The sequence below is a fragment of the Xanthomonas vasicola pv. musacearum NCPPB 4379 genome (assembly GCF_000277895.2).
Classification (GTDB): domain Bacteria; phylum Pseudomonadota; class Gammaproteobacteria; order Xanthomonadales; family Xanthomonadaceae; genus Xanthomonas; species Xanthomonas vasicola.
In genome coordinates, this window is record NZ_CP034655.1 from 4,080,200 (window position 1) to 4,103,691 (window position 23,492).

Here is a 23,492-nt window from a genome sequence, read left to right on the forward strand (position 1 = left end):
AGTACGTACGCCTACGCCTGCATTGCCATGAGCAACGCGGGCGGTCGCCACCCTAACCCGGCAGCGGTGAAGAGTATTCTGCGCGCTGCGAACCGCCGTTGCAGGCGCGTCGACCAAGCGAACGCAACGGCTGACGCACATTGTTCGTCACTGAAGCAACGCCGCCAGTTCAGCCGGCGTGCGTGCCAGCGCACCGGCACCGGCGTCCCGCAATTCGTCCTCGTTGCCGAAGCCCCACAACACGCCGATGCTATGGATGCCATGGTGATTGGCGCCATCGATATCCATGCGCCGGTCGCCGATCATCACGCAGCCAGTTTTCTCGATCTGCAAACGGCGCAACGCTTCGGCAATGAGGTCTGGCTTGAAGCGACGTTCGCCGTCTTCGCTGGCACCAATCACTTCTTCGAAGCACACGCCGAACGGCAAATGCTCGACGATGCGCCGCGCATAGCGTTCGTTCTTGGACGTGACCACCGCAAGACGGTGACCGGCGCGCTGCAGGCCGGTGACCACCTCGCCAATGCCGTCGAACACACTGAGCTCGGTCCAGCCCATCGCGTCGTAGCGCGCGCGGTAGAGCCCGAGCGCACGCTGCACCAACTCCGGATCATTCGGAAAACACTCGGTGAAGCTGTCACGCAAGGGCGGGCCGATCCAGGCGCGCAAGGTCTGCGCGGAGGGACGCGGCTGCCCGAGTTCGTCGAAGGCATGCACGATGCTGGCGACGATGCCAGGTTCCGAATCGACCAGCGTGCCGTCCAGATCGAAAAACAGCGTGGCTGCGCTCACTGACCGCGGGCCTCCAGTGCGGCAACCGCCGGCAAGGTCTTGCCTTCCAGAAACTCCAGAAACGCACCGCCGCCGGTGGAAATGTAGGTGACGTCCTTGGCGATGTCGTACTTGTCCACTGCGGCCAAGGTGTCGCCACCGCCGGCGATCGAGAACGCCTTGGAGCTGGCGATCGCGCGTGCCAACGTTTCGGTGCCGTGACTGAAGGACTCGAATTCGAACACGCCGACTGGCCCGTTCCACACCACCGTGCCGGCGCTGGCGATCAGCTCGGCGTAGCGCTGCGCGGTTTGCGGGCCGATATCCAGGATCAGGTCATCGGCATCGACCGCATCGAGCGACTTCACGCTGGCTTCGGCGTCGGGCAGGAACTGCTTGGCAACGACCACGTCGGTGGGCAGCGGAATTTCTGCGCCACGGGTCTTGGCATCGGCCACGATCTGGTTGGCGGTCGGGATCAAGTCTGGCTCGTTCAACGACTTGCCCACGTCGTGACCGGCTGCGGCGATGAAGGTATTGGCGATGCCGCCGCCGACGATCAGCTGGTCGACCTTGTTGACCAGGTTGGACAGCAACTCCAGCTTGGTGGAGACCTTGCTGCCGGCCACGATCGCCAGCAGTGGCTTGGCCGGGTTGTCCAGCGCCTTGGCCAGGGCGTCGAGTTCGGCCATCAACAGCGGGCCACCCGCTGCGACCGGCGCGAAGCGGATCACGCCATGCGTGGACGCCTGCGCGCGGTGCGCGGTGCCGAAGGCATCCATCACGAACACGTCGCACAACGCGGCGTACTTGCGCGCCAGCGTCTCGTCGTCCTTGCCCTCGCCGACATTCATGCGGCAATTTTCCAGCAGCACCACTTGGCCCGGCGCGACTTCCACGCCGTCGACCCAGTCGCGCACCAGCGGCACGTCCACGCCCAGCAACGCAGCCAGGCGCGTGGCCACCGGCGCCAGCGAATCTTCTTCGGTCCAGCTACCTTCCTTGGGGCGACCCAGGTGCGAGGTCACCATGACGGCCGCGCCCTTTTCCAGCGCCAGATTGATGGTGGGCACCGAGGCGGTAATGCGCTGCTCGGAGGTGATCTGGCCGTTGTCGATCGGCACGTTGAGATCCTGGCGGATCAACACGCGCTTGCCGGAGAGATCGAGGTCGGTCATGCGGACAATGGACATGGGCTCAGCTCGTTCGGTCTAGGAGGGGGATAAGAATTGGTCATGCAGAAGCACGCAGCAGACGTGCTGGGGCAGCATGTGGGCGCTGTGCCGTAGCGGGCAGATGGTTGCGATGGCCCATGGCTGTGAATCGCCATTGCGATGTCGTTGGCCCGTCTTGCGGATCGCGTGCCGCGCGCATTGCTCACCACGCGTGACGCCGCCAACGCGGTTGGCAACGCGGGGGACGCTTGGTCGAACACGACGGGCAATACGGCTGCCTGGGTCACGGGGGACGTCTATTGTCCGACCTTCGCGCCGCAGCGGCAAACCGCCGTGCGACGCCGGTGCGCTCAGCCGTTGCGATTGGCCGATGAACTACGCAGCAGACTCACCGCGAAAGCACCAACCAACAAGGCGCCACCGACCAACAGGCCCCACAGCAGCCAGCGCTTCCAGTCACGCGGTGTGACGGCCGGCTGCAGCGCGGCCTCACCCGCCAGCGGCTGTGCCTGCGCAGCAACATTGGCCTGCGCCGGTTGCCACTGCGCGCCGCGGTCGCGCCGCAGTGCCTGCAGCATCGAGGCCAGCGGTGCATCGGTGCGTTGCGCACGCGCACTGCCAGCGACCAGCGCATACGGCGGCTGCCCCTGGGCCAGAAACATCAGCCGCTCGGGTTGATACCCCACACGTAATCTAGGCACCGCAGTGCTACGCCCTTGCGCAGCAACCAACCGCCATTGGCGATCGCGCACCGGGGCAGACAGCACCTGCGGTGGCGACGCGGCCGCAGCGCCCTTGCCCAGCCGATATGCCAACCACGGGCCAGCACGCTGCAACCATGGCGCATCGTCGGCATCGCGGCTTGCCACGATCCATTCGACCGCCTCGGCCTGACTGCCACCGACATCGAGCTGAGTGATCGGAAAGCGTCCCGGCAATGCGTACACCACCGCTGCATCTTTCGCGGTGCCTGGCAGTTCCAGCCACTGCGGCAGTGCGGATGCGGTGATGCCCTCCATCTCTGCCTCGACCACGCGCAACGCCGGCAACTGGCCCGACACCGGCACCAGGCGCAGATAACGCGCGCCGCCGTCGAGTGCGATGCGGCGCTGCTGCAATCGCTGGGTCTGGTTGTCTAGCGCCATGACCGTGGCGTCTGAGGCGAGCACGCGCCAGTCGCGCAGATCGTCGCTGCCTTCCACGCGTAACTGCGCCTGCACGGGCATGTTGCCATCCCAATCCAGCAGTAGCGCGCGCGGGCGATCGTGCAATGCGCTGGCATCGATCAACCAACTCCCACCGTTTCGTGCCGCGGCAGCTGCACCGGTCGCAAAGCGGCCTTCCAGCCTGCGCACTGCGCCGCTGGCATCGCGCTCGGCAATCAGTTGCAGATCGCCATTGGCCGGCGCCGCACCGGCCGGCAGTGCAAACAGGGGCAGGCGCTGCCGGCGCGCCGCAGCCGCCGGTGCTGCATCCGCCGGCAACCAGGCGGTGGGCAGCTCTTGGCCACGCGCATCAATCACCGTGACATCACGCAGTGCCGCGTCGTGCGCGGTGCGATACACCGCTTCGTTCAAGCTCAACTGATAAATGCCGGCATCCGAGCCTGTCACCTGCAGCGGCCACTGCTGGCGGTAGTCCTGCCGCACATCGGCGGCCTGCGCCAGCATCGGCACCATCACCAACAGCGCCCATCGCATCGATTTCACGCCTGATCCTTTTCGACGCCGTCGTCTTCGACAGCATGTTCTTCAGCAGCAGCCAGCGGACGCGGTGGTGCCGGCGCCAGATAGCCCACCACGGTGCACAACAGCCCATAGGCCATGAACGAGCCGATGCCCAGCAAGTTGCCCAGATGCTGGCGGTCGACCAACACCAACTTCGCCAACACCAGGCCCATCAGCAACGCGCCACCCAGCCACAACCCACGCTGCCCGCGGCGCGAGCCGATCACCCAACCCAGCACGCCCAGCACGCTCCACACGATGGTGAGGCTGGTCTGCGACAAGGTGGCGCTAATCAAGGCGGAATCCCACGGCACGCCGCCCCAGTGATGCACGCTGTGCAAGGTGCTGCCGGTGATCAACGCCCAACCCAGCACACCCAGCGCGGTCACGCGCCAGCGCTGCAGTAGTGCCGGCGCGGGTGGCGACCAGGCCCAGCGCGCGAGCAATGCGAGCACCGCAAGCTGCGCCAGCTCGGCCGGATTGAACAGCGGCAGCCACGGCAATGGCGCCGCGCTTACCGGGTCCAGCAACACGAGCAGCCAGCCGAGCCCCAACACCGCGAACACGCAACTCAGCAAGGCGTTGCGTGCTGGATCGAAGCTCGCAGCCTGCGGCCATGCCAGCCACGGCCAACGCAACAATCCCAGCGTCGCCACAATCAGCCACGGCGCCGCCAGCAAAGCGCAACGCCAGCCGTTCGCCAGCAAGAACGCATCGGCCAACCAGGCGGCACCCAATGACACCACCAGCGGCCACAGCAACCACCAGATGAACTGTGCGGCCATCGCGCCAGCGCCCTGCTGCCTGCGCAGGCACCACAGCGCACGCGTACCTGCCAGCGCAAAAACGCCCCAGGCCAGCGCGCCCCAATGCGCGAACGGCTGGGTATGCGCTTCGACCTGCCACAGCGCCAACGGCGCCGCCAGCGCCAGACCCGACATCACCGTCCATACCAGTGCCGTTGTGGGACGACGGCGATGCACGTCGGCCGCCAGCCACAGGCTAAGTGCGACAAAGCCCAGCAGCAGATCGGGTTCGCTGCGCAGATCGGCAAAGCGCAGCACCTCGTGCACGCCGCACAGCGCCCACCAGCCCAGCCCCCACAGATACGCCACCAGCGCGCGCCCTGGATGCTCTGCATCGCGCAGGAACCAGGCACTAGCCCAACCGGCAAGTGCGATCAGCAAGGTGCTCATGCAGGTCGCATTGGCCACCGCTACCGCGTCGTAGCGCCAGGCATCCACGCCGAAGGCGACACCGACCGCCGCGAGTACCTGCAGCGCCACGCCGCTGACCTGCGGGATCCGCCGTTGCTGGCGTAAACCCAGCCACAACAAGCCGACACCCTCCAGCGCAAACACGCTTGCAGTGGCACGTGCCGACAGTGCTAGCGGGATCGCCAGGGTAGCGAAGCCGACCGCCAGCATCGCGTGCGCCTGGCCCAGCAAACGCGTGCAGGTACGGCGCAACAACCAGCTCGCCAGGCCTGCGTACAACGCGGCCACTGCGACCGCGCACAACGCCAACGGCAGTCGATCGCCCTCAAGCAGGCGTGCCTGCAGCGCGAAAGCGACCAGCGGCGTGCCGAACAACAGGCTTCCATCAATGACCTTGCCTGCGCTGCCATCGCCGCGGCGCGCGTGCAGCACCGGAATGGCCACGTACATGGCGAAGAACAGCAATAGGAATGGCTCGGTGGTGGCGAATTTTGCCGGGGTGTATTGCAGCGCTCCCCACAAAGTGCCGATGCCGAAGGTGAACGCAAACCCCAGCAGGTTCAGCGCGCGCCACGGACGTAGCCACGCAATCGCCACGATGCCGGCGTTGAGCACGGCGTAATACGTAAACAGCCCGACATGATTGCCGCTGCCGGTAGACAGCCAGATCGGTGCAAGGAAGCCGGCCAGCACCCCCAGCACCGCCAACGTGCGCGAATCCTGCAACACGGCCAGCACGCACATGCCCGCGATCAGCACCACGCTGATGCCCAGCGCCGGTCCAGCATCCAGCAATCCGTACAACTTGAAGGCCGCAAACACCGTCAACAACAAGCCGCCGATGGCGCCGCCCTGCAATGCCAACGCAAAGCCTGGCCGCTGCGCGCGTTGCTTCCAACCAAACACCAGGCCGACCAATGCGAGAACGCTGATGCCGGCCAAGCGCAGTTCGATCGGCATGCGCATCCAGCCCTGGTCGCTGGCGTAATTCAACAGCGACGCTACGCCGGCCAACAACACCAACATGCCCACCTTGACCGGCACATTGCCTTCGGTGAACCAGCGCTTCAATGCGGTCGCCGCGCGCGCGACGGGGCCTGGCTGGGCCGGGGCATAAGCCGGTTGCGGTGGCTGCGGCTGTGTGGTCTGCCGTTGCGCTGCTTGAGGTTGCCCTGACTCAGAGTGTGCTGCTTGAGATTGCGCCGACTGAGCGTGCGGTGCCTGAGATTGCCCGGGCTGAGAGTCTTGGCCGGGAACTTGCAACATCGCGTTTACATCGCGCGCCGTTGCAGCTGCAGTGGTCTGCGCAGGCAACGGTGGTGGCACCGCGGACCCATCGGCCGCGTTCTGCTCCGCAGCAGCAGCCATATGCCAGCCATCGCCGCGTTGAGCTGCGGACACATGCGCAGCGTTGTCCGCACTGGAACCTAGCCCCGCGTCGAGATCGGGCACCTGGGGCCGCTCCCAAGCCCTGCCCGGCGCGTACGCTGGTGCTTGCGCTGGCGCATCCGCGCGCTCCGCAGTACCCGTCTGCCACTGCGCAAGCCGCTGCTCCAGCACTACAACCCGCCGCCGCAGCCCGGCAATCCACACCAGCGCCACCACCACGCCCACCGGCACAGCAAGCAGCACCAGGACCGCCAACACGATTATCGTTTCCAACGCACCAACCCCGAGCCGGCGTCCAGCCGAATGCGCGAACCATACAGCGTCAGGCCACGACTGGGCAGCCGACCTCTCGATCAGGCGATTGGTTGAAGAGCCGACTAGCAGCAGCCGCACGCGTGATTCCGTGCGCGCCTTATACGAGAAAACGCCCGGAGAACCGGGCGTTTTTGACGAGTTATTCGCGGTAGCCGCTGTCGTTCTTGTTATGGATGATCCAGATCAAGTTGCCGCCGGTATCCATCGACTTGCCAGCAAACACCAAACGACCCTGGCCTTTGTAAGCCATTTCATGACGGTAGCGGTCGCCACCGTAAAAGAACGGGATGAAGGCCTTGCCGGTGACATACGACCCTTGGTCAGTCGGCTGTCCGATCAAATCAGTCACCTGCTTCATCGGCATGCCGATCTTGAGCTGGGTGAACTTGCTGTCCGGCGCCGGCTTGCCGGTGATCTCGCCTTCGTAATCGTTGACGCCCTTGACCATCTCGCCGTAGCCCGCCTCAACATCGGACGACTTGATCACCTCGCCATCGGCATTCATCCAGGCCGGCGTACCGGTCTGCTTTTTTGCAGCCCAACTGTTAGACGGCATGGAACACGCAACAACCACACTCAGCGCCAAAGCGCCTGCCAGAAACTTATTCATCACTCTTCTCTCGATCCATGGAGTTCCCCGATCCTTCGTACACGACACGGGAACGGACGCCGTGCACGCAAATTAGCGCACGTGAGTCCAGCAAAGTCCACTTCTGAGCGACCGAGGAAGACGTCGCAGTGCAAGAAACACAAAATTGATAGCAAAAAAAAGCCCCGGCATGCCGGGGCCTCTTTCATCACTGAGCCAAAAACTTACTTGGCGACAACGCGCACCATTTCCAGGCACTTGTTGGAGTAGCCCCACTCGTTGTCGTACCAGGACACCAGCTTGACGAAGGTGGAATCCAGCGCGATGCCGGCGTCGGCGTCGAACACCGAGGTGCAGGTTTCGCCGCGGAAATCGGTGGCCACCACTTTGTCTTCGGTGTAACCCAGCACGCCCTTCAGTGCGCCTTCGCTCTGTGCCTTCACTTCGGCGCAGATTTCGGCGTAGGTGGCCGGCTTTTCCAGTTCAACGGTGAGGTCGACCACCGAGACGTCCGAGGTCGGCACGCGGAAGCTCATGCCGGTGAGCTTCTTGTTGAGCTCGGGGATCACCACGCCCACGGCCTTGGCAGCGCCGGTGGAGGACGGAATGATGTTCTCCAGGATGCCGCGGCCGCCGCGCCAATCCTTGTTGGACGGGCCATCGACGGTCTTCTGCGTTGCAGTGGCCGCATGCACGGTGGTCATCAGGCCGCGCTTGATGCCCCACTTGTCGTTGATCACCTTTGCCAACGGCGCCAGACAGTTGGTGGTGCACGATGCATTGGAGATGATCGCTTCGCCCTTGTAGGTCTTGTCGTTGACGCCGTAGACGAACATCGGGGTGTCGTCCTTGGACGGTGCCGACAGGATCACCTTCTTGGCGCCGGCGTCGATGTGCTTCTGTGCGGTTTCCTTGGTCAGGAACAGGCCGGTGGACTCGATCACCACATCGGCGCCGACGGCATCCCACTTGAGGTTGGCCGGGTCACGTTCCTGGGTCAGGCGGATCTTCTTGCCGTTGACGATCAGCGTGTTGCCGTCAACCGAGACGTCGGCCTTGAAGCGGCCATGCACCGAGTCGTACTGCAGCATGTAGGCCAGGTAGTCGGGCTCGAGCAGGTCATTGATGGCCACGATCTCGATGTCATTGGCGAAGTTCTGCACCGCAGAGCGCAGCACGTTGCGGCCGATGCGACCGAATCCGTTGATGCCAACCTTGATTGCCATGTTCACAAGCTCCTGCGGCCGCGACAGCGCGGCGGATGGAAAGGGGACGCCATTCTAGCAGCGTCACCTATCTGCGGCCGTGTTGTTGCGGGCCGGGATTGGGGATTGAGAGCGGCTAGCGGTTCGCCAGTGAAGGAACTCTACGCGTCGCTTCGCGAAGACTGGCCTGCCACTGCGCTCGGCCATCAGTAAGCGCGCGTGACCGGCCAATCCGCGCGCCAGCATCCATGACCGATCGTTTCCAGATGACCTCATGTCAATCGCATGAAGCGCCATTTCATCCAGCACGATGAAACCAGCCATATCCCATGCATTTCATTTACTTAAATCTACATCCAATACGCCGAAAAGCATATTCAACGCTATGCCGAAAAGCAGAATTTCGGCACCCCGTGGATTTCGATACCGGCCCTGCCTGCTGAGGCACCCCCATCGATCACACGGAGATTCCCATGCGTCGCACACTTTTCTCTCTGGTTCTGGCTCTGGCTGCCACCCCGGCGCTGGCTGCTGGCGTGATGCATTACACCGACAAGGCCAAGTTGCCAGCCGGCGGCGAAGAGCGCGAAGTCGCTGCGCTGTTCGCCACCTGGAACGCGGCGCTGGCCACCGGCAACCCGCACAAGGTGGCCGATCTGTACGCCCCGGACAGCGTATTGCTGCCGACCGTCTCCAACGAAGTGCGTGCCTCGCGCGAGCAGATCGAAAATTACTTCGAACTGTTCCTGACCAAGAAGCCGCAGGGCGTGGTCAATTACCGCACCGTGCGCCTGCTCGATGACGACAGCGCCGTGGATGCCGGCGTGTACACCTTCACGCTGACCGACAAGGACGGCAGGAAGAGCGACGTGCAGGCCCGCTACACCTCCGTGTACGAAAAGCGCGACGGCAAGTGGCTGATCATCAATCACCACAGCTCGGCGATGCCGGAAGTGGATGCAGCCAAGGTCGCCAAAGCCAAGTAAGTGCTGCATCGCACCGGTCATCGAGTCGCTGTCGGCGCCAGCACACACAGCCGTCTGCGTCACTCCCCCGCCGACAGCTGTGCCACGCGCATCGCGTAATGCCATCAGCGCGATGCGCTGCTGCGACCGCCATCACGCGCGTAACGCTGCCCACCGTCCGGGTTGTTACTGCAGCCACCGCAGGCCCGCGCGCCTGAGCACGCAGCCCAATTGATCAGGATCAAGGCGGCGGCGCCAAGCCCCAAGACTTACGACATCCATTGCACACCATGAGAGCTCCGCGCATGCGCCCTACCCTTCTGCTCGCCGGCCTCGCCGCTTCTTTGTCAGCGCCCCCGCACTGGCGCAATCCAAAGGCGACTGGACCGTTGCCGTCGGTGCCCACCAGGTCGCCCCCAAGTCCGATAACGGCAGCCTGGTCGGCGGCACGCTCGATGTGGAAGTGGGCAAGGACATCAAGCCCACGTTTACCGCGGAATATTTCATCGCCGACAACCTGGGCGTCGAAGTGCTGGCGGCGCTGCCGTTTGAGCACGACATTGCGATCCGCGGTCTGGGCCGGGTGGGCAACACCAAGCATCTGCCGCCGGTGATCTCACTGCAGTACCACTTCAACGCCCAAGGCACGCTCTCGCCGTTCGTTGGCGCCGGTATCAACTACACCCGCTTGTTCGGCACCGACACCCGCGGCGCGCTGGCCGGCAGCAAGCTGGAGCTGGACGATTCCTGGGGCCTGGCACTGCATGCAGGCGTTGACTACAAGCTCAGCGACCGCGGTGCGCTGCGCGTCAACCTGCGCTGGATCGATATCGATACCCAGGCGCGCCTGGACGGCAACCGTATTGGCACGGTCAATATCGAGCCGCTGGTCTACGGCGTGGCCTACGTGCACCGGTTCTGATCCCCACGGCGTGGGCGGCGCATCTCTGGCACACTTGCCGTACAGGGACGTGCATCCACCGCCGGAGTTGCGGACAGGTCGGTCACGTCGCCCGTCTGTCCGACCTACCGGGGATTCCATGAACACGCTGACTCGCACCGCCCTCGCCATCGTACTGGCCGCCTCGGCCGCACCCGCCCTTGCACAGTCGGCCGGTCATTGGACGACCGGTTACGGTGCCGGCTATGTCTCGCCCAAGTCCAATAGCGGCACCTTCGGCGGCATCCAGGCCGAGATCAAGGGCGCGCCGGCGCTGTCGTTCACCTACGAATACTTCCTGCGCAACAACCTGGGGATCGAAGTGCATGCCGCAGTGGCGGGCAAGCACGACCTCCAAGTGCAGGGTGTGGGCAAGGTGGGTAGCTATTGGTCGGTGCCGCCGAGCGTGCTGTTGCAGTACCACATCAACGGCTATGGCACGGTCTCACCCTTCGTGGGCGTGGGCATCAACTACACCACCTTCCTGGGCAAAGATACCGAGCCGACATTTGGTAATGGCGATCTGCGCTTCAGCGATTCGGTCGGTGCCACCGCGCATGTCGGCGTGGACTTCATCTTCAACGAGCGCAGCGGCCTGCGCGTGGATGCGCGCTGGACCGATTCGCGCAGCAACGTTGACTTCAACGGTGCGCGGCTGGGCAAGGCGCGCATCGATCCACTGACCTATGGCGTGTCGTACCTGGTGTATTACTAAGAGCAGCCAACAACACGACTGCGCGACTGCCAGACGGCGCTGCCGGTGCTCGGTGCAGCATGCAAGTCGCACATTGCGGGTCTGAGCGTGCCATCCATATCCACCCGACGGACCGCGCGCTACGTGTTGCTCGCCGATTTACGCAGTGGCGGCGCCATGCTGAGGCGTGGCTGTCGCATGGCCGGGACGCCATCAAACCGTCCCGGACCGATGCGTACAATCGCGGGATGAAAACTTTCTCCCTCCCAGCATTCGTTGTTGCGACGGCGATGGCCGCCGCGATCCACCCCACCACCGCCTTGGCCTGGGGCCCGCAAGGCCACCGTCTGGTGGCGCGCATCGCCGAAACCGAACTGAGCCCACAGGCACGCGCGCGAGTGGCGCAGTTGCTGGCCGGCGAGCCCGACCCGACGCTGCACGGCGTGGCCTCCTGGGCAGATGCGTTGCGCGAACACGACCCCGGCCTGGGCAAGCGCTCCGGGCCATGGCACTACGTCAATCTGGGCGAACACGACTGCGCATATTCGCCGTCACGCGACTGCCCGGACGGCAATTGCGTGATCGCCGCGCTCGACCAGCAAACCGCCCTGCTTGCAGATCGCACACAGCCGCTGGACGTGCGCCGCCAGGCCTTGAAGTTCGTGGTGCATTTTGTCGGCGACATCCATCAGCCGATGCACGCCGGCTATGCGCATGACAAGGGCGGCAACGATTTCCAGCTGCAGATCGACGGCAAGGGCAGCAACCTACATTCGCTGTGGGACAGCGGCATGCTCAACAGCCATCTGAGCGACGATGCCTACCTGCAACGCTTGCTCGCATTACCGGCAGCTGCCGCAGTGTCTCCAGTACTGCCACCGCCGGCTGCGGCATGGGCGCAGGCCTCGTGCAAGATCGCCATCACGCCGGGTGTGTACCCGAGCGCGCACGGGTTGCCTCCCACGTACATCGCCACCTACCGCCCGGTCGCTGAAACGCAGCTGCGCATCGCCGGAGACCGGCTCGCTGCCATCCTCAACGCGGCGCTGGCCAACCCCTGACGTGGAGACGACGATGCAGCCCCAGGTGCTTACGTTCTTTCATGCCGACAGCAACACCTTCACCTATGTGGTCGCCGATGCGTCCACCGGTGCGGCGGCGGTCATTGACCCAGCCCTGGACTACGTGGCCGATACCGGCGTCATTGAAACGCACACGGCGCAAGCCATTCTCGCTGCCATCGCGCAACACGGATGGCAGCTGCAGTGGCTGTTGGAAACCCATGCGCATGCCGATCACCTGTCTGCTGCGCAATGGCTGAAACAGCACTGGCCGCAGGCGCGTGTTGGCATCGGCGAAGGCATTCGCCAGGTGCAGCGGACCCTCGCACCGCAGTACGCGTTGCCGGAAGACTTTCGTGCCGATGGCTCACAGTTCGATCATCTGTTTGCCGATGACGAGCGCTTCCTGCTTGGGGATATCGAAGCACGCGTCATCGCGGTGCCCGGGCACACCAGCGACAGCATTGCCTATCTGATCGGGGATGCGCTGTTTCCTGGCGATTCGTTGTTCATGCCCGATGCGGGCACGGCGCGTTGCGATTTCCCCGGCGGCGATGCGCGCAAGTTGTTTGCGTCGATCCAGCGCCTGTATGCACTGCCGGAAAATACCCGTGTATTCGTCTGCCACGACTACGGCCCGGGCGGGCGGGCGGTGGCGCATCAGACCAGCATTGGCGAACAGCGGCGCAGCAATATCCATGTGCGCGACGGTGTGGATGTCGAAGTGTTTGTGGCGCAGCGGCAGGCGCGCGATGCCAGCTTGCCTGCGCCCAAGCTGATCCGGCCTGCCTTGCAGACCAATCTTCAGGCGGGGCGCTGCACGGGAGTGGTTCCGTCGCGCTAGCGCATGCCCGCCACGCGGGCCACATCGCGCAGCCGTTATGATCGGGGTCTACCTGATGAGGACGTCCTATGCGGATAATCGGTTTTTGGCAGCGCGCGTTGTGCGTGCTGATGCTGGCGCTACCGATGCTGGCGAGTGCGCAGACCGCATCGGTCACGGTGTTTGCGGCTGCCAGCCTGAAAGAATCGATGGACGACGCCGCGGCCGCATACGAGAAAGCGACCGGCACGCCGGTGCGGGTGTCGTATGCAGCGAGCTCTGCGTTGGCACGCCAGATCGAACAAGGCGCACCGGCGGACGTGTTCTTCTCGGCCGACCTGGAGTGGATGGATTATCTGCAGCAGCGTGGCCTGGTGCTGCCGGCGCAGCGGCATAACCTGCTCGGCAACACGCTGGTATTGGTCGCAACGGCGAACAGCAAGCTGCGCGTGGACCCGCGCACGCCTGGCGCCATTGCCAAGGCGCTTGGCGAGAACGGGCGCCTGGCCGTTGGCCAGACCGCCAGTGTGCCAGCCGGCAAATATGCCGCCGCTGCGTTGCGCAAGCTCGGCCAATGGGACAGCGTCAGCAACCGTCTTGCCGAATCGGAAAGCGTGCGCGCGGCACTGATGCTGGTCTCGCGTGGCGAAGCGCCGCTGGGCATCGTGTATGGCTCAGACGCACGTGCCGATGCCAAGGTGCGCGTGATCGCCACCTTTCCTGACGACAGCCACGACGCCATCGTGTATCCGGTTGCTGCATTGAAAAACAGCCGCAACCCCGCCACTGCCGCATTCGTGAGCTGGCTGGGAAGCAAGCCGGCCAAGGCGATCTTCGCGCGCCGTGGTTTTTCGTTGAAGGACTGAGGCACGCCGCTTGTCGATGTTCACCCCGGAAGAGCTGACCGCGATCGGCTTGAGTCTCAAGGTCGCGATCGTGGCGGCGCTCGCCAGCCTGCCGCCGGGCATTGCCTGCGGCTGGCTGCTGGCAAGGCGTCGCTTCCCGGGTAAGGCCTTGCTGGACGCGCTACTGCATCTGCCACTGGTGATGCCGCCGGTGGTCACCGGCTATGCGCTGCTGGTGGTGCTGGGCACGCAGGGGCCGGTGGGCAGTTGGTTGCTGGAACATTTCGGCATCCAGTTCGCGTTCCGTTGGACCGGCGCGGCGCTGGCCTGCGCGGTGATGGGATTCCCGCTGATGGTGCGCGCAATTCGCCTCTCCATCGAAGCAACCGATCACCGGCTGGAAGCGGCCGCCGCCACGCTGGGCGCAGGGCCGTGGCGGGTATTTTTCAGCATCACCTTGCCGCTGGCATGGCCAGGCCTGGTCGCCGGCGTGGTGCTCGCGTTCGCCAAGGCGCTGGGCGAATTCGGCGCCACTATCACCTTCGTCTCGAATATCCCTGGTGAAACGCAGACCTTGTCGTCGGCCATTTATGGGCTGATGCAGGTGCCGGGCATGGAATTGGGCATCTGGCGGCTGGCGGGCGTGGCGCTGGCGATTTCGCTGGCCGCGTTGCTGTTGTCCGAGTGGCTGGTGCGTCGGCCGCATCCGCGCGAGGAAGACTGATGCTGGATATCGATCTGCAGCTACAACGCGGCACATTCGAACGCCACATCCGCATCCAAGATGATGCGCGCGTGGTAGCGCTGGTGGGTCCGTCCGGCGCGGGAAAGACCACGGTGCTCAACGCGATTGCCGGATTGATGCGCCCGCATGCTGGGCATATTCGTATCGATGGGCGTTGCCTGTACGACGCTGGGCAAGGCATCGACCTGCCCACGCACAAGCGTCGGATCGGTTACGTGTTTCAGGATGCGCGGCTGTTCCCGCATCTGGATGTGCGCAGCAATCTGCGCTATGGCCGGCATGCGCGCGGCACGGCGCCGTTCGGCTTCGACGATGTGGTGGCTTTGCTCGGCATTGCGTCGCTGTTGCAACGCCGGCCGCACAACCTCTCTGGTGGCGAGGCGCAGCGCGTGGCGATTGGCCGCGCATTGTTGGCGCAACCGGCGATCCTGCTATTCGACGAACCGCTATCGGCACTGGATCAGGCGCGCCGCGAAGAATTGATCCCGTATCTGCAGCGCGTGCACGACGAGATTCGCCTGCCGATGCTCTACGTCAGCCACAACCCCGATGAAGTACAGCGTATTGCTGATAGCGTGCATGTGCTGGATTGAAGGTGGACTGCACGTTGATACGGAGTTTGCGTGTAACGTGTTCTCAGATGGATATCGATGCCAGCCTGGACGATCTTTGTCCGTCTTCATTAGTCACTCAGTTCACTGCGTGCCATTGCGTTGCCGTGCGATAGGCGTGAGCTGGCCTAATCAAGCCGCGCTCTTCGATCACGACCCGGATTCCGGAGACCTTCCCGCATTGATGGCGGTCAGCCATAGCGCGCGGGTATTGGTAGGCAGGCAGCACACGACCGGCTCGGCTACCCTGCGCGGATGACCGAATCTCTCACTGACCTGAGCGCCGCCGTGGAGCGGATCCTGCAACGTATCGACGGCCCGCTGCGCGTCGGCGCACCGCTGGGCATCGGCAAGCCGCACCGGCTGTTGAACGCCCTATACGCGCAGATCCAGGACACGCCGTCGCGGCCACTGGCAATTTACACGGCGTTATCGCTCAACCCGCCCAAGCCGGGTACCGGACTCGAAGCGCGCTTCGCCGCAGCGTTCATCGCGCGTCATTTTGGTGACGATTTCCCTCGCCTTGCCTATGTCGACGCCATGCTGCGCGATGCCCTGCCCGCGCATGTGCAGGTGGAAGAGTTCTACATGCAATCGGGCGGGCTCTTGCATTCCACCCAGGCCCAGGCCGACTACACGAGCCTCAACTACACGCATGCCGCTGCAGCGGTGGCGCAACGCGCGCCCAACCTGATCGTGCAGAAAGTGGCGCGCGAACCGGGCAGCACGCGGCTGTCGTTGTCGTGCAACAACGACATCACCCAGGACACGCTGGACGCGGTGCAGGCACTCGGCTTGCCGCGCCCGATGCTGGTGGCGGAAGTCGATCCGCTGTTGCCGTGGATGGGAGGCACCGCAGCGGTAGATGCCGCATTCTTCGATCTGATCATCGATTTGCCAGGCCCGTTCCCACAGCTGTTCGGCTTGCCGCGGCAAGCGGTGAGCAGCGTCGACTACGCCATCGGCTTGTATGCCAGTGCCCTGGTGCGCGATGGCGGCACCTTGCAGATTGGCATCGGCACGCTGGCCGATGCACTAAGCCATGCACTGGTGCTGCGGCATACCGATAACGCGACCTATCGCCGTGTGCTGCATGCGCTGGATCCGGCACTGGAACACCACCCGGCCGTGCAGGCCAGCGGCGGCCTGGAGCCGTTTGCCGTCGGCTTGTACGGTTGCAGCGAGATGCTCAACGAAGGCTTCAAGCAATTGGTGGACAGCGGCGTGATCCGTCGCAAGGTGCACGACGATCTGCCGCTGATGCAGCGCATTGCCGATGGCAGCGCCGACGTAGCCGACCACGCACGTCTTGCCGCCGAAGGCGAGTTCCTGCATGGCGCGTTCTATCTCGGCTCGCCCGCGTTCTATCAATGGCTGCGCGATCTGGATGCCCCGACACGCGCGGCGATCGGCATGCGCCGCATCAGCGAGATCAATCAGCTCTACGGCGGCAACGAGACGTTAAACCGCTTGAAACGCAAGGATGCACGCTTCTTCAACTCCTGCATGATGGCGACCGCGCTGGGCGCGGCAGTCTCCGACGGGCTGGAAGATGGCCGCATCGTGTCCGGGGTCGGCGGGCAGTACAACTTCGTGGCGATGGCGCATGCACTGCCGCAGGCACATAGCGCCTTGATGCTGCGCGCCACCCGCGAGGCTGGCGCACACACCGCCAGCAACCTGCGCTGGAACTACGGTCACACCACCATTCCACGCCATCTGCGCGACCTCTACATCACCGAATACGGCATCGCCGATCTACGCCACAAGACCGACCAGGACTGCGTGCTGGAAATGGCCGCCATCTGCGATGCCCGCTTCCAGGGTGAATTGCTTGCCCAGGCGGAACGGTCGCGCAAGTTGCGCACAGCGCCGGCACTGCCGGTACGCGCGCAGCGCAACACACCATGGGCACTGGAACAGGCACTGGCGCCATTTCGACACGACGGCAGCCTGCCCGATTACCCGCTCGGCAGCGACTTCACGAAGATCGAACAACGTCTGCTGCCCGCATTGGACTGGCTCAAGGGCGCAACTGCCAGCACTGGCGGAAAGATCGCCACGGTGGCCCGCGCACTGCTCACGCGCCAAGCGCCCGGTGCCGTTGATGTTGCCTGCCTGCAACGCATGACACTGGATGCGCCAAACAGCCTTGGTAATCGCCTGCAGGCGCGGCTGCTGATCTATGCCTTGCGACAGACCGCCGCGTCATGAAGAAACAGTGCCGCGATTTGCCACCGGCTCGAACGCACCGCGGCAAGCACTGACGCATCACGGACACACAGCGGAAAGATATGCGTCAAACTGGGCCGTGATGATGGCGACCTCGTCGCTTTCCGGCTGTGCTGCATGCATCTTTTTCGCGTATTTACTGCTGTCACGTCAGGGTTCGATCGTAAAACGAATTTGGTGCGCGCAAAGCGAAGCAAGACGCAGCGCACCGCCATCTTCGCCGCGCTGTTGCTGAGCAGTCTTGTCGCGCAAGCCGCACCGCGCCTGACCGACCTGCAGTACATCGGCAGCCACAACAGCTACCACGCCGGCTTTGCGCCCAGCGAAGCGGCGTTATTGAAGCAACTGGACCCGACACTGTTTGCCGCGCTGGATTACCGCCATCCCGCCTTGACGCAGCAACTTAACGATGGCGTGCGCCAACTTGAACTGGACGTCTTCGCCGATGCACAGGGCGGGCGCTACGCACATCCGGCCATCGTTGCGCAGATCGCCAAGGCAGGGCTGCCGGCCGCACCGGCGAGCGCGCCCACGGGGCTGATGGACAAGCCCGGCTTCAAGGTCATGCATGTGCAGGATCTAGACCAGCGCAGCAACTGCCAACCGTTGATCGCCTGCCTGCAGGAAATCCGCACCTGGTCGAAGCAGCACCCGAACCATGTGCCGGTCTTCATCCTGCTCGAAACCAAGCAGTCGCCGATCCAGTTGGCGTTCCCCACCGTGCAACCCGAACCGTTCGATGCGAAGGCGATGGATGCGCTGGATGCCGAATTGCGCTCGGTGTTTCAACCCGGTGACTACATCAGCCCAGATCAGGTGCGTGGTGGCGCGCGTACGCTCAATGCTGGCGTGCTCGCGCATGGCTGGCCATCGTTAGCACAGGCGCGCGGCAAGGTGGTATTCCTGCTCGACCAACGTGTTGCCGGCGCCAGCTACCTGCCCGGCCATCCGTCGCTGCGCGGCCGCGTGTGTTTCACCAATGCGGTACCGGGCGAGGACGATGCAGCCTTCGTGGAGCTCAACGATGGCCCTGCCGATGACATCAAGAAGCTGGTCAAGGCCGGCTATCTGGTGCGCACGCGTACCGATGCAGACTTGAAGGAAGCGCAGCACAACGACACGTCCCGGCGCGACGCCATGCTGGCCACCGGCGCGCAATTGCTCAGCACCGACTTCCCGATCAACGAGCCGGCCGATAACGGCTACGTGGTGCGCTTCGATGGCGATGCGGTGGCGCGTTGCAATCCGCAGCGCCCAAGCGCGCATTGCGACGGCATCGACCTGCGCCACTGAGCGCAGCAATGCGCGCGCAAGCGCAAGCCATCCCCACGTAGCAGACCTATCGCAATGGAAGGCGTCGGCAATCTATCACCGCACCCGCTTATCGGGCGCGGACTTCCCTCTCCCATCACGCGAGCCCCCAGCATGCAGTTCCCCAGCACCTTCCATCGTTTGAGCTGCGCCATTGCCGTGGTGCTCTCCGCACCCGCGCTTGCGTGCGCTGCCGAGATGACCACTACCACGTTGGACTCGGTCAACGTGCAAGCCACCCACGCCGCAGCACCGGGATCGCTCAACGAACAGCGCTTATCCAATTCCGTCAACAGCGTGATGAGCAAGCAGGAAATTGATGCGATTCCATCCGGCGGCATTGCCGATGTGGTGGCGCATATGCCGGGGCTGTCGTCCTATAGCGACATGCATCTTGGGCAGGCCACTACCGGCGAGAATGCCTACGTCAGCATTCGCGGCATGGACGCCAGCTACAACGCGTACACCCTCAACGGGTTTGGCATGCCGGAAACCGACTCGTCGACACGCGCCATTTCGTTGAACATGCTGGCACCGTTCGGCATCCAGTCGGTGCAGGTCTCCAAATCGCCCACGCCTGACATGCCCGGCGATTCGATCGGCGGCGCGATCGATATGCGCACCCCCAATGCGTTCGATTTCGGTCAGGACGTCTATGCCAAGAGCACCGCGCAAGGTCAGTTCAACGCATTGGCCCACCACCTGGGTGGCAAGGACAGCGGCGGCACCTTCCAGCAAGAGCTAGCCTGGAAATTCGGGCAAGGCGATGCCTTCGGCATCTACGCATCGGCCTATTACGGCAAGAACAACAACATGGCGCAGGCACCGGCGCCCAACAGCAAATATGTGCCGGCAGACCCTACGCTTGCCAACGCCACCGACCTGCGCGATGTCGGCCCGTTGATCAGCACCCGCTACAAGTACAGCCTCTACACCAGCCAGATTGAACGCTATGGCGGCAACCTGTCGCTGGATTGGCAAGGCGACACCAGCGCGCTGTATGCGCGTGCCATCTACGGCAGTTACGGCGTCACGGGCACGCAGGACCAGTCCAGTGCACGCCTGGAAACCTATCGCAACCAGCCCACCGCGGTACGCGGTGGGTACTTCAATACGCACGATATCGACGAGACGCTGGCCACCTTGCAACTGGGAGGCCAGACCACGCTCGATCGCTTGCACTTCGATTACGGCACCTCGTTCGGGCGTGGCACGCGCAGCCGGCCGGATTACGTGTCCGCCAGCCTGTATGGATTTACGCCGGGCAGTTTTGCCTTCGACCTCAGCGACCCGACCTACCCAAGCATCGGCCCAAGTTCACCGGCGTTGAAGGACTTTTTCTACAACCTGGATTCGTCGCTGTTGTGGAAGGTGCAAGGCCACGATGCTGGCAGCCATGACAACCGCTTCAACGCGCATACCGATATCGCGTATCAAGTCGATGGCGCTGTGCTGGATAACGTCAAGCTCGGCCTGTCGGCCGATCACTCAGAGCGCGGCGCCTACGACCATCCGTTTTTCCACAAGGATGGCAATTTCGTCACCAACGGTCCGTACTTTGGCGGGCCCAATTACGCATTCCCCACTGCCGGCGGTGCGCCGCTGAGCGCGATCCCCGGCCGCATCACTTACAACGCATTCGATGGCCACTACGCGGGGCCGTTCAAACTGCTGGACCGCAGCTGGATGCGCGCGCAGGCGCTGCCGTACAAATATGTTGACGATCCGAACGGCGCAGGCAATTACACCGCCAACGACTACAACGCCAACACCACCTCCAGCACCGAGGCAATTTATTCGGGCTACGCGATGGCCGCGCTGCACATTGGCGCGGTGAGCGTGCTGCCCGGCGTGCGTTACGAATTGACGCGGTACTCGGCCGATTCCTGGCAATCCAGCGGCGATGGCAGCACCGGCAGTTTCGTCGGCACCGGCAGCACCTATGGCAAGGTCTTGCCGGGCATCAGCATCAACTATCGCCCGGACGATCTCACCGTGTATCGCGCGGCGGTGCGGCGCAGTTTCAGCCGCCCGGCGTTTGGGCTGATTTCCGGCGAGACGGTGTATTCGATCGACGACACCCAAAAAGTGGTCGGCATTTCCAAACCCAATCCCAACCTGCAGGCGAGCACCGCCGACAATGCCGACCTGTCTGCCGAGTTCTACGACCACAGCGGCGGCGTGCTCAGCGCATCGACGTACTACAAGCGCATCAACGGTTTCATTTACACCTCGCAATCGGCCACCAGCAACGACAGCACCCTGGGCGGCCTGGTGCCAACCGGCACCACGTTCGAAAACGGCGTGCCGGTGACCATGCCGCAGAATGGCGGCACCGCAAAGCTCTATGGGCTGGAGTTGGCAGCGAGCAAACGGCTGCAACAATTGCCCGGGCTGTGGAGCAATCTGGGCGTCACCGCCAACCTCACGCTGCAACACAGCGAAGCCGATAGCAAACGCAGTGATCAGCCGGAAAAGACCTGGCTACCGCGTGCGCCGGAGCGCATCTACAACCTGGACCTGTTCTACGACGACACCCATCTGCGCACCGACCTGAGCTACAACTACACCGGCCTGCAACTGCTGGGGCTCACCACCGACCGGCTCAATTACTACCTGCAGCCGGTGAAGTCGTTGGATTTCAACGCGACCTATCACTTGCCGCACCACATCGATGTCGGCGTGGCGGCAAAGAATCTGCTCAATGCTGCCACCTTCTACGAAACGCAGGGTAAGTCCAAACGCTACATGGCCTACGATCCCGGCGCCGACGGTGCCTATGTGCAAACCGGGCGGACCTACATGCTGACCTTGGGCTACACCTACTGATCGGGAGCGGCAGGCACGCTGCAGTGGTGATCTTGCGTATGCAAGACGCCGCTGCGGCTGTTACGTGCGCGCGATGTAGCGGATGGAGCACTGGCATTGCCTGGTGCGCAACTGCATCGCGACCTCATCGTTATGCCGCGACATTGGTATCCCGGTCCTCGACCAAAGAAGTCGACCGCTGTCGTGCACAGCATGCATGGCCACTCGCAGGGCAGACGCATCGCACCGCTTTCCCCAGTCAGGGCCGGTGCAGCGATTTCACGCAGAAAACGCAGGCGGCTGCGGCAAGGTGCGCGCATGCCTCTTTCGGACCTGCACATGCCACCACGCTCCTACGTTCGCGTCTGCTTGTTTGCCCTTGCACTGGGCACCTCCTTGTCGGCGCTGGCGCAAGCGCAGCAGCCCGCGCCTGCCGCTGCCCCGGCACCCGCCGCCGCTCCAGCGGGCAAGGCCGTGCCCACCGGGGCGCGTTCGGATCTGCACGCGCAAGTGTTGTTGGATCGCGCACATTTTTCGCCGGGCCAGATCGACGGCGAGCGCGGCTCCAATCAAAAACGCGCGGTGTCCGGCTTCCAGGCCGCACACAACATCAAGGTCAGCGGCGAGTTGGATGACGCCACTTGGCAGGCCTTGCAGGCCGACACCACGCCGGCCCTGGTGCAGTACACGCTCACCGACGCCGATGTCGCTGGCCCGTTCCAACCCATTCCCAAAGGACCGGCCGAACAGGCCAAGCTCACCGCACTGGGTTACGCCTCGGTCGATGAAGCACTGGGCGAACGTTTCCATGCAGACCCCGCACTGCTGCGCCAACTCAATCCTGGCGTGGATCTGAGCAAAGCCGGCAGCGTGATCCAGGTGCCGAACATTGATGGTGTGCCGCCGTTAGCCAAACCGGCAAAGCTGGTGGTGGATAAATCCGATTCGACGCTGCGGCTATTCGATGCCGACGGCAAGGTGTATGCGCAATTCCCGGTGTCGTCCGGTAGCAAGCATGACCCGCTGCCGATCGGCCGCTGGAAGATCCTCGGCGTCGCACGCGACCCGGTGTTCAAGTACAACCCCAAACTGTTCTGGGACGCGAAAAAGGGCGATCAAAAGGCCACGTTGCCAGCGGGTCCGAACAGCCCGGTCGGCCGTGTCTGGATCGATCTGTCCAAGCCGCATTACGGTTTGCATGGCACGCCCGAACCCGGCCATGTCGGCAAGACCCAATCGCACGGCTGCGTGCGTCTGACCAACTGGGACGTGGTCAATCTCGCCAGTGTGGTGGGCCCGTCGATGCCGGTGGTGATGCAGGAGTAAGCATGAAATTGCTGATGACATTGTTGGTGGGTGTCGTGCTGGGTGCAGCCGGCTATTGGTGGCTGGAACGCACGGCGCCGGGAGCAAAGGTGGAGTCGCGGTCAAGCACTGCACCAGTGGCGGCAGACAACACTGCAGCGGGTGCCGCAGCGATGGCAGCGCCTGCTCCAGCACCTGCGGCGACACCGTCGGTTGCCACAGCGTCAGCAACCCACGCGGCACCAACCAACACGCCGGTGGCGTCAACGCCAACGGCAACTGCTGATACCGCGACCCCGGGCAGCAGCCTGCTGATTCCAGTGCAAGGCATCAGCGCCAACCAGCTGCAAGACACCTTCACCGATGCGCGCAGCCAAGGCCGTGTGCACGATGCCATCGACATCCTTGCGCCAACCGGCACACCGGTTGTGGCAGTTGCCGACGGCACGGTCGAAAAACTCTTCACCAGCGACCGCGGTGGCCTGACCGTGTACCAGTTCGAGCCCGGCGGCACGTATTGCTACTACTACGCGCACCTGGAGCGCTATGCCGACGGTTTGGCAGAGAAACAATCGATCAAGCGCGGCCAGGTCATCGGCTACGTCGGCAGCACCGGCAACGCGAATCCCGCCGCCCCGCATCTGCACTTCGAGATCCATCGGCTGGGGCCGGAAAAAGAATGGTGGAAGGGAGAGGCGTTGAATCCCTATCCGGCGTTGCACGGCGATCAGGCCTTGCACTAAGAAAGGCGATCCGAATGAATA

18 protein-coding genes and 1 pseudogene are annotated in these 23,492 nt (G+C 63.8%); 13 read left to right on the top strand and 6 right to left on the bottom strand.

Annotated elements, in window-relative coordinates; genetic code table 11:
• Window positions 1-147: 147 nt before the first annotated feature.
• The 6 genes from KWO_RS18820 to gap all read right to left on the bottom strand — a co-directional run bounded on the left by KWO_RS18820 (window position 148) and on the right by gap (window position 8,409).
• Entirely contained in the window at window positions 148-792 is a 645-nt protein-coding gene (locus tag KWO_RS18820; protein WP_010377939.1) for an HAD family hydrolase, read from the bottom strand.
• Window positions 789-1,964 (bottom strand): phosphoglycerate kinase, encoded by a 1,176-nt coding sequence (locus KWO_RS18825; protein WP_010370862.1) that lies wholly within the window; start codon window positions 1,962-1,964, stop codon window positions 789-791. The genes KWO_RS18820 and KWO_RS18825 overlap by 4 nt, the downstream gene beginning before the upstream one ends.
• Window positions 1,965-2,296: 332 nt before the next feature.
• Complete coding sequence (locus KWO_RS18835) at window positions 2,297-3,655, bottom strand: DUF3999 domain-containing protein (protein ID WP_017113671.1); 1,359 nt, start codon at window positions 3,653-3,655, stop codon at window positions 2,297-2,299.
• Entirely contained in the window at window positions 3,652-6,552 is a 2,901-nt protein-coding gene (locus KWO_RS18840) for a DUF2339 domain-containing protein (protein WP_017113672.1), read from the bottom strand. Before KWO_RS18840 ends, KWO_RS18835 begins: the two co-directional genes overlap by 4 nt.
• Before the next feature lie 181 nt (window positions 6,553-6,733).
• Complete coding sequence (locus KWO_RS18845) at window positions 6,734-7,150, bottom strand: hypothetical protein (RefSeq protein ID WP_026112664.1); 417 nt, start codon at window positions 7,148-7,150, stop codon at window positions 6,734-6,736.
• Window positions 7,151-7,407: 257 nt separating this feature from the next.
• Complete coding sequence (gene gap, locus KWO_RS18850; RefSeq protein ID WP_003490161.1) at window positions 7,408-8,409, bottom strand: type I glyceraldehyde-3-phosphate dehydrogenase; 1,002 nt, start codon at window positions 8,407-8,409, stop codon at window positions 7,408-7,410.
• Window positions 8,410-8,861: 452 nt separating this feature from the next.
• Here gap and KWO_RS18860 point away from each other — a divergent pair, with 452 nt between their 5' ends.
• From KWO_RS18860 to KWO_RS18920, 13 genes and pseudogenes are all read left to right on the top strand, one after another.
• Window positions 8,862-9,374, top strand: coding sequence for an SgcJ/EcaC family oxidoreductase (locus tag KWO_RS18860; RefSeq protein WP_017113875.1), 513 nt, complete (start codon window positions 8,862-8,864; stop codon window positions 9,372-9,374).
• A 284-nt stretch (window positions 9,375-9,658) separates the two neighbouring features.
• Window positions 9,659-10,275, top strand: a pseudogene (locus tag KWO_RS18865) (OmpW/AlkL family protein).
• 118 nt (window positions 10,276-10,393) lie between these two features.
• Window positions 10,394-11,008, top strand: a complete 615-nt coding sequence (locus KWO_RS18870) for an OmpW/AlkL family protein (protein WP_010381580.1) — start codon at window positions 10,394-10,396, stop codon at window positions 11,006-11,008.
• 269 nt (window positions 11,009-11,277) lie between these two features.
• Window positions 11,278-12,048, top strand: a complete 771-nt coding sequence (locus KWO_RS18875; RefSeq protein WP_010381577.1) for a S1/P1 nuclease — start codon at window positions 11,278-11,280, stop codon at window positions 12,046-12,048.
• A gap of 13 nt (window positions 12,049-12,061) precedes the next feature.
• The gene (locus KWO_RS18880; protein ID WP_010381575.1) at window positions 12,062-12,892 is read left to right on the top strand and encodes an MBL fold metallo-hydrolase; all 831 of its coding nucleotides are present in this window, start codon (window positions 12,062-12,064) and stop codon (window positions 12,890-12,892) included.
• 68 nt (window positions 12,893-12,960) lie between these two features.
• Entirely contained in the window at window positions 12,961-13,737 is a 777-nt protein-coding gene (gene modA / locus KWO_RS18885; protein ID WP_010381573.1) for a molybdate ABC transporter substrate-binding protein, read from the top strand.
• Window positions 13,738-13,753: 16 nt separating this feature from the next.
• Window positions 13,754-14,440: a molybdate ABC transporter permease subunit gene (modB, locus tag KWO_RS18890; protein WP_017116572.1), complete on the top strand. Its 687-nt coding sequence runs from the start codon at window positions 13,754-13,756 to the stop codon at window positions 14,438-14,440.
• Window positions 14,440-15,054, top strand: a complete 615-nt coding sequence (modC, locus tag KWO_RS18895) for a molybdenum ABC transporter ATP-binding protein (RefSeq protein WP_010381571.1) — start codon at window positions 14,440-14,442, stop codon at window positions 15,052-15,054. The genes modB and modC overlap by 1 nt, the downstream gene beginning before the upstream one ends.
• A 273-nt stretch (window positions 15,055-15,327) precedes the next feature.
• Complete coding sequence (locus KWO_RS18900; RefSeq protein ID WP_010381568.1) at window positions 15,328-17,286, top strand: acetyl-CoA hydrolase/transferase C-terminal domain-containing protein; 1,959 nt, start codon at window positions 15,328-15,330, stop codon at window positions 17,284-17,286.
• A gap of 135 nt (window positions 17,287-17,421) precedes the next feature.
• Entirely contained in the window at window positions 17,422-18,597 is a 1,176-nt protein-coding gene (locus KWO_RS18905) for a phosphatidylinositol-specific phospholipase C1-like protein (protein WP_026113178.1), read from the top strand.
• Window positions 18,598-18,729: 132 nt separating this feature from the next.
• Entirely contained in the window at window positions 18,730-21,444 is a 2,715-nt protein-coding gene (locus KWO_RS18910; protein WP_010377055.1) for a TonB-dependent receptor, read from the top strand.
• 375 nt (window positions 21,445-21,819) lie between these two features.
• A complete protein-coding gene (locus KWO_RS18915) occupies window positions 21,820-22,749 on the top strand; it encodes a L,D-transpeptidase family protein (protein ID WP_026112663.1) in 930 nt (309 codons plus the stop codon).
• A 2-nt stretch (window positions 22,750-22,751) separates the two neighbouring features.
• On the top strand, window positions 22,752-23,471 hold the full coding sequence (locus KWO_RS18920; RefSeq protein ID WP_010377060.1) for a M23 family metallopeptidase: 720 nt from the start codon (window positions 22,752-22,754) through the stop codon (window positions 23,469-23,471).
• Window positions 23,472-23,492: the final 21 nt, after the last annotated feature.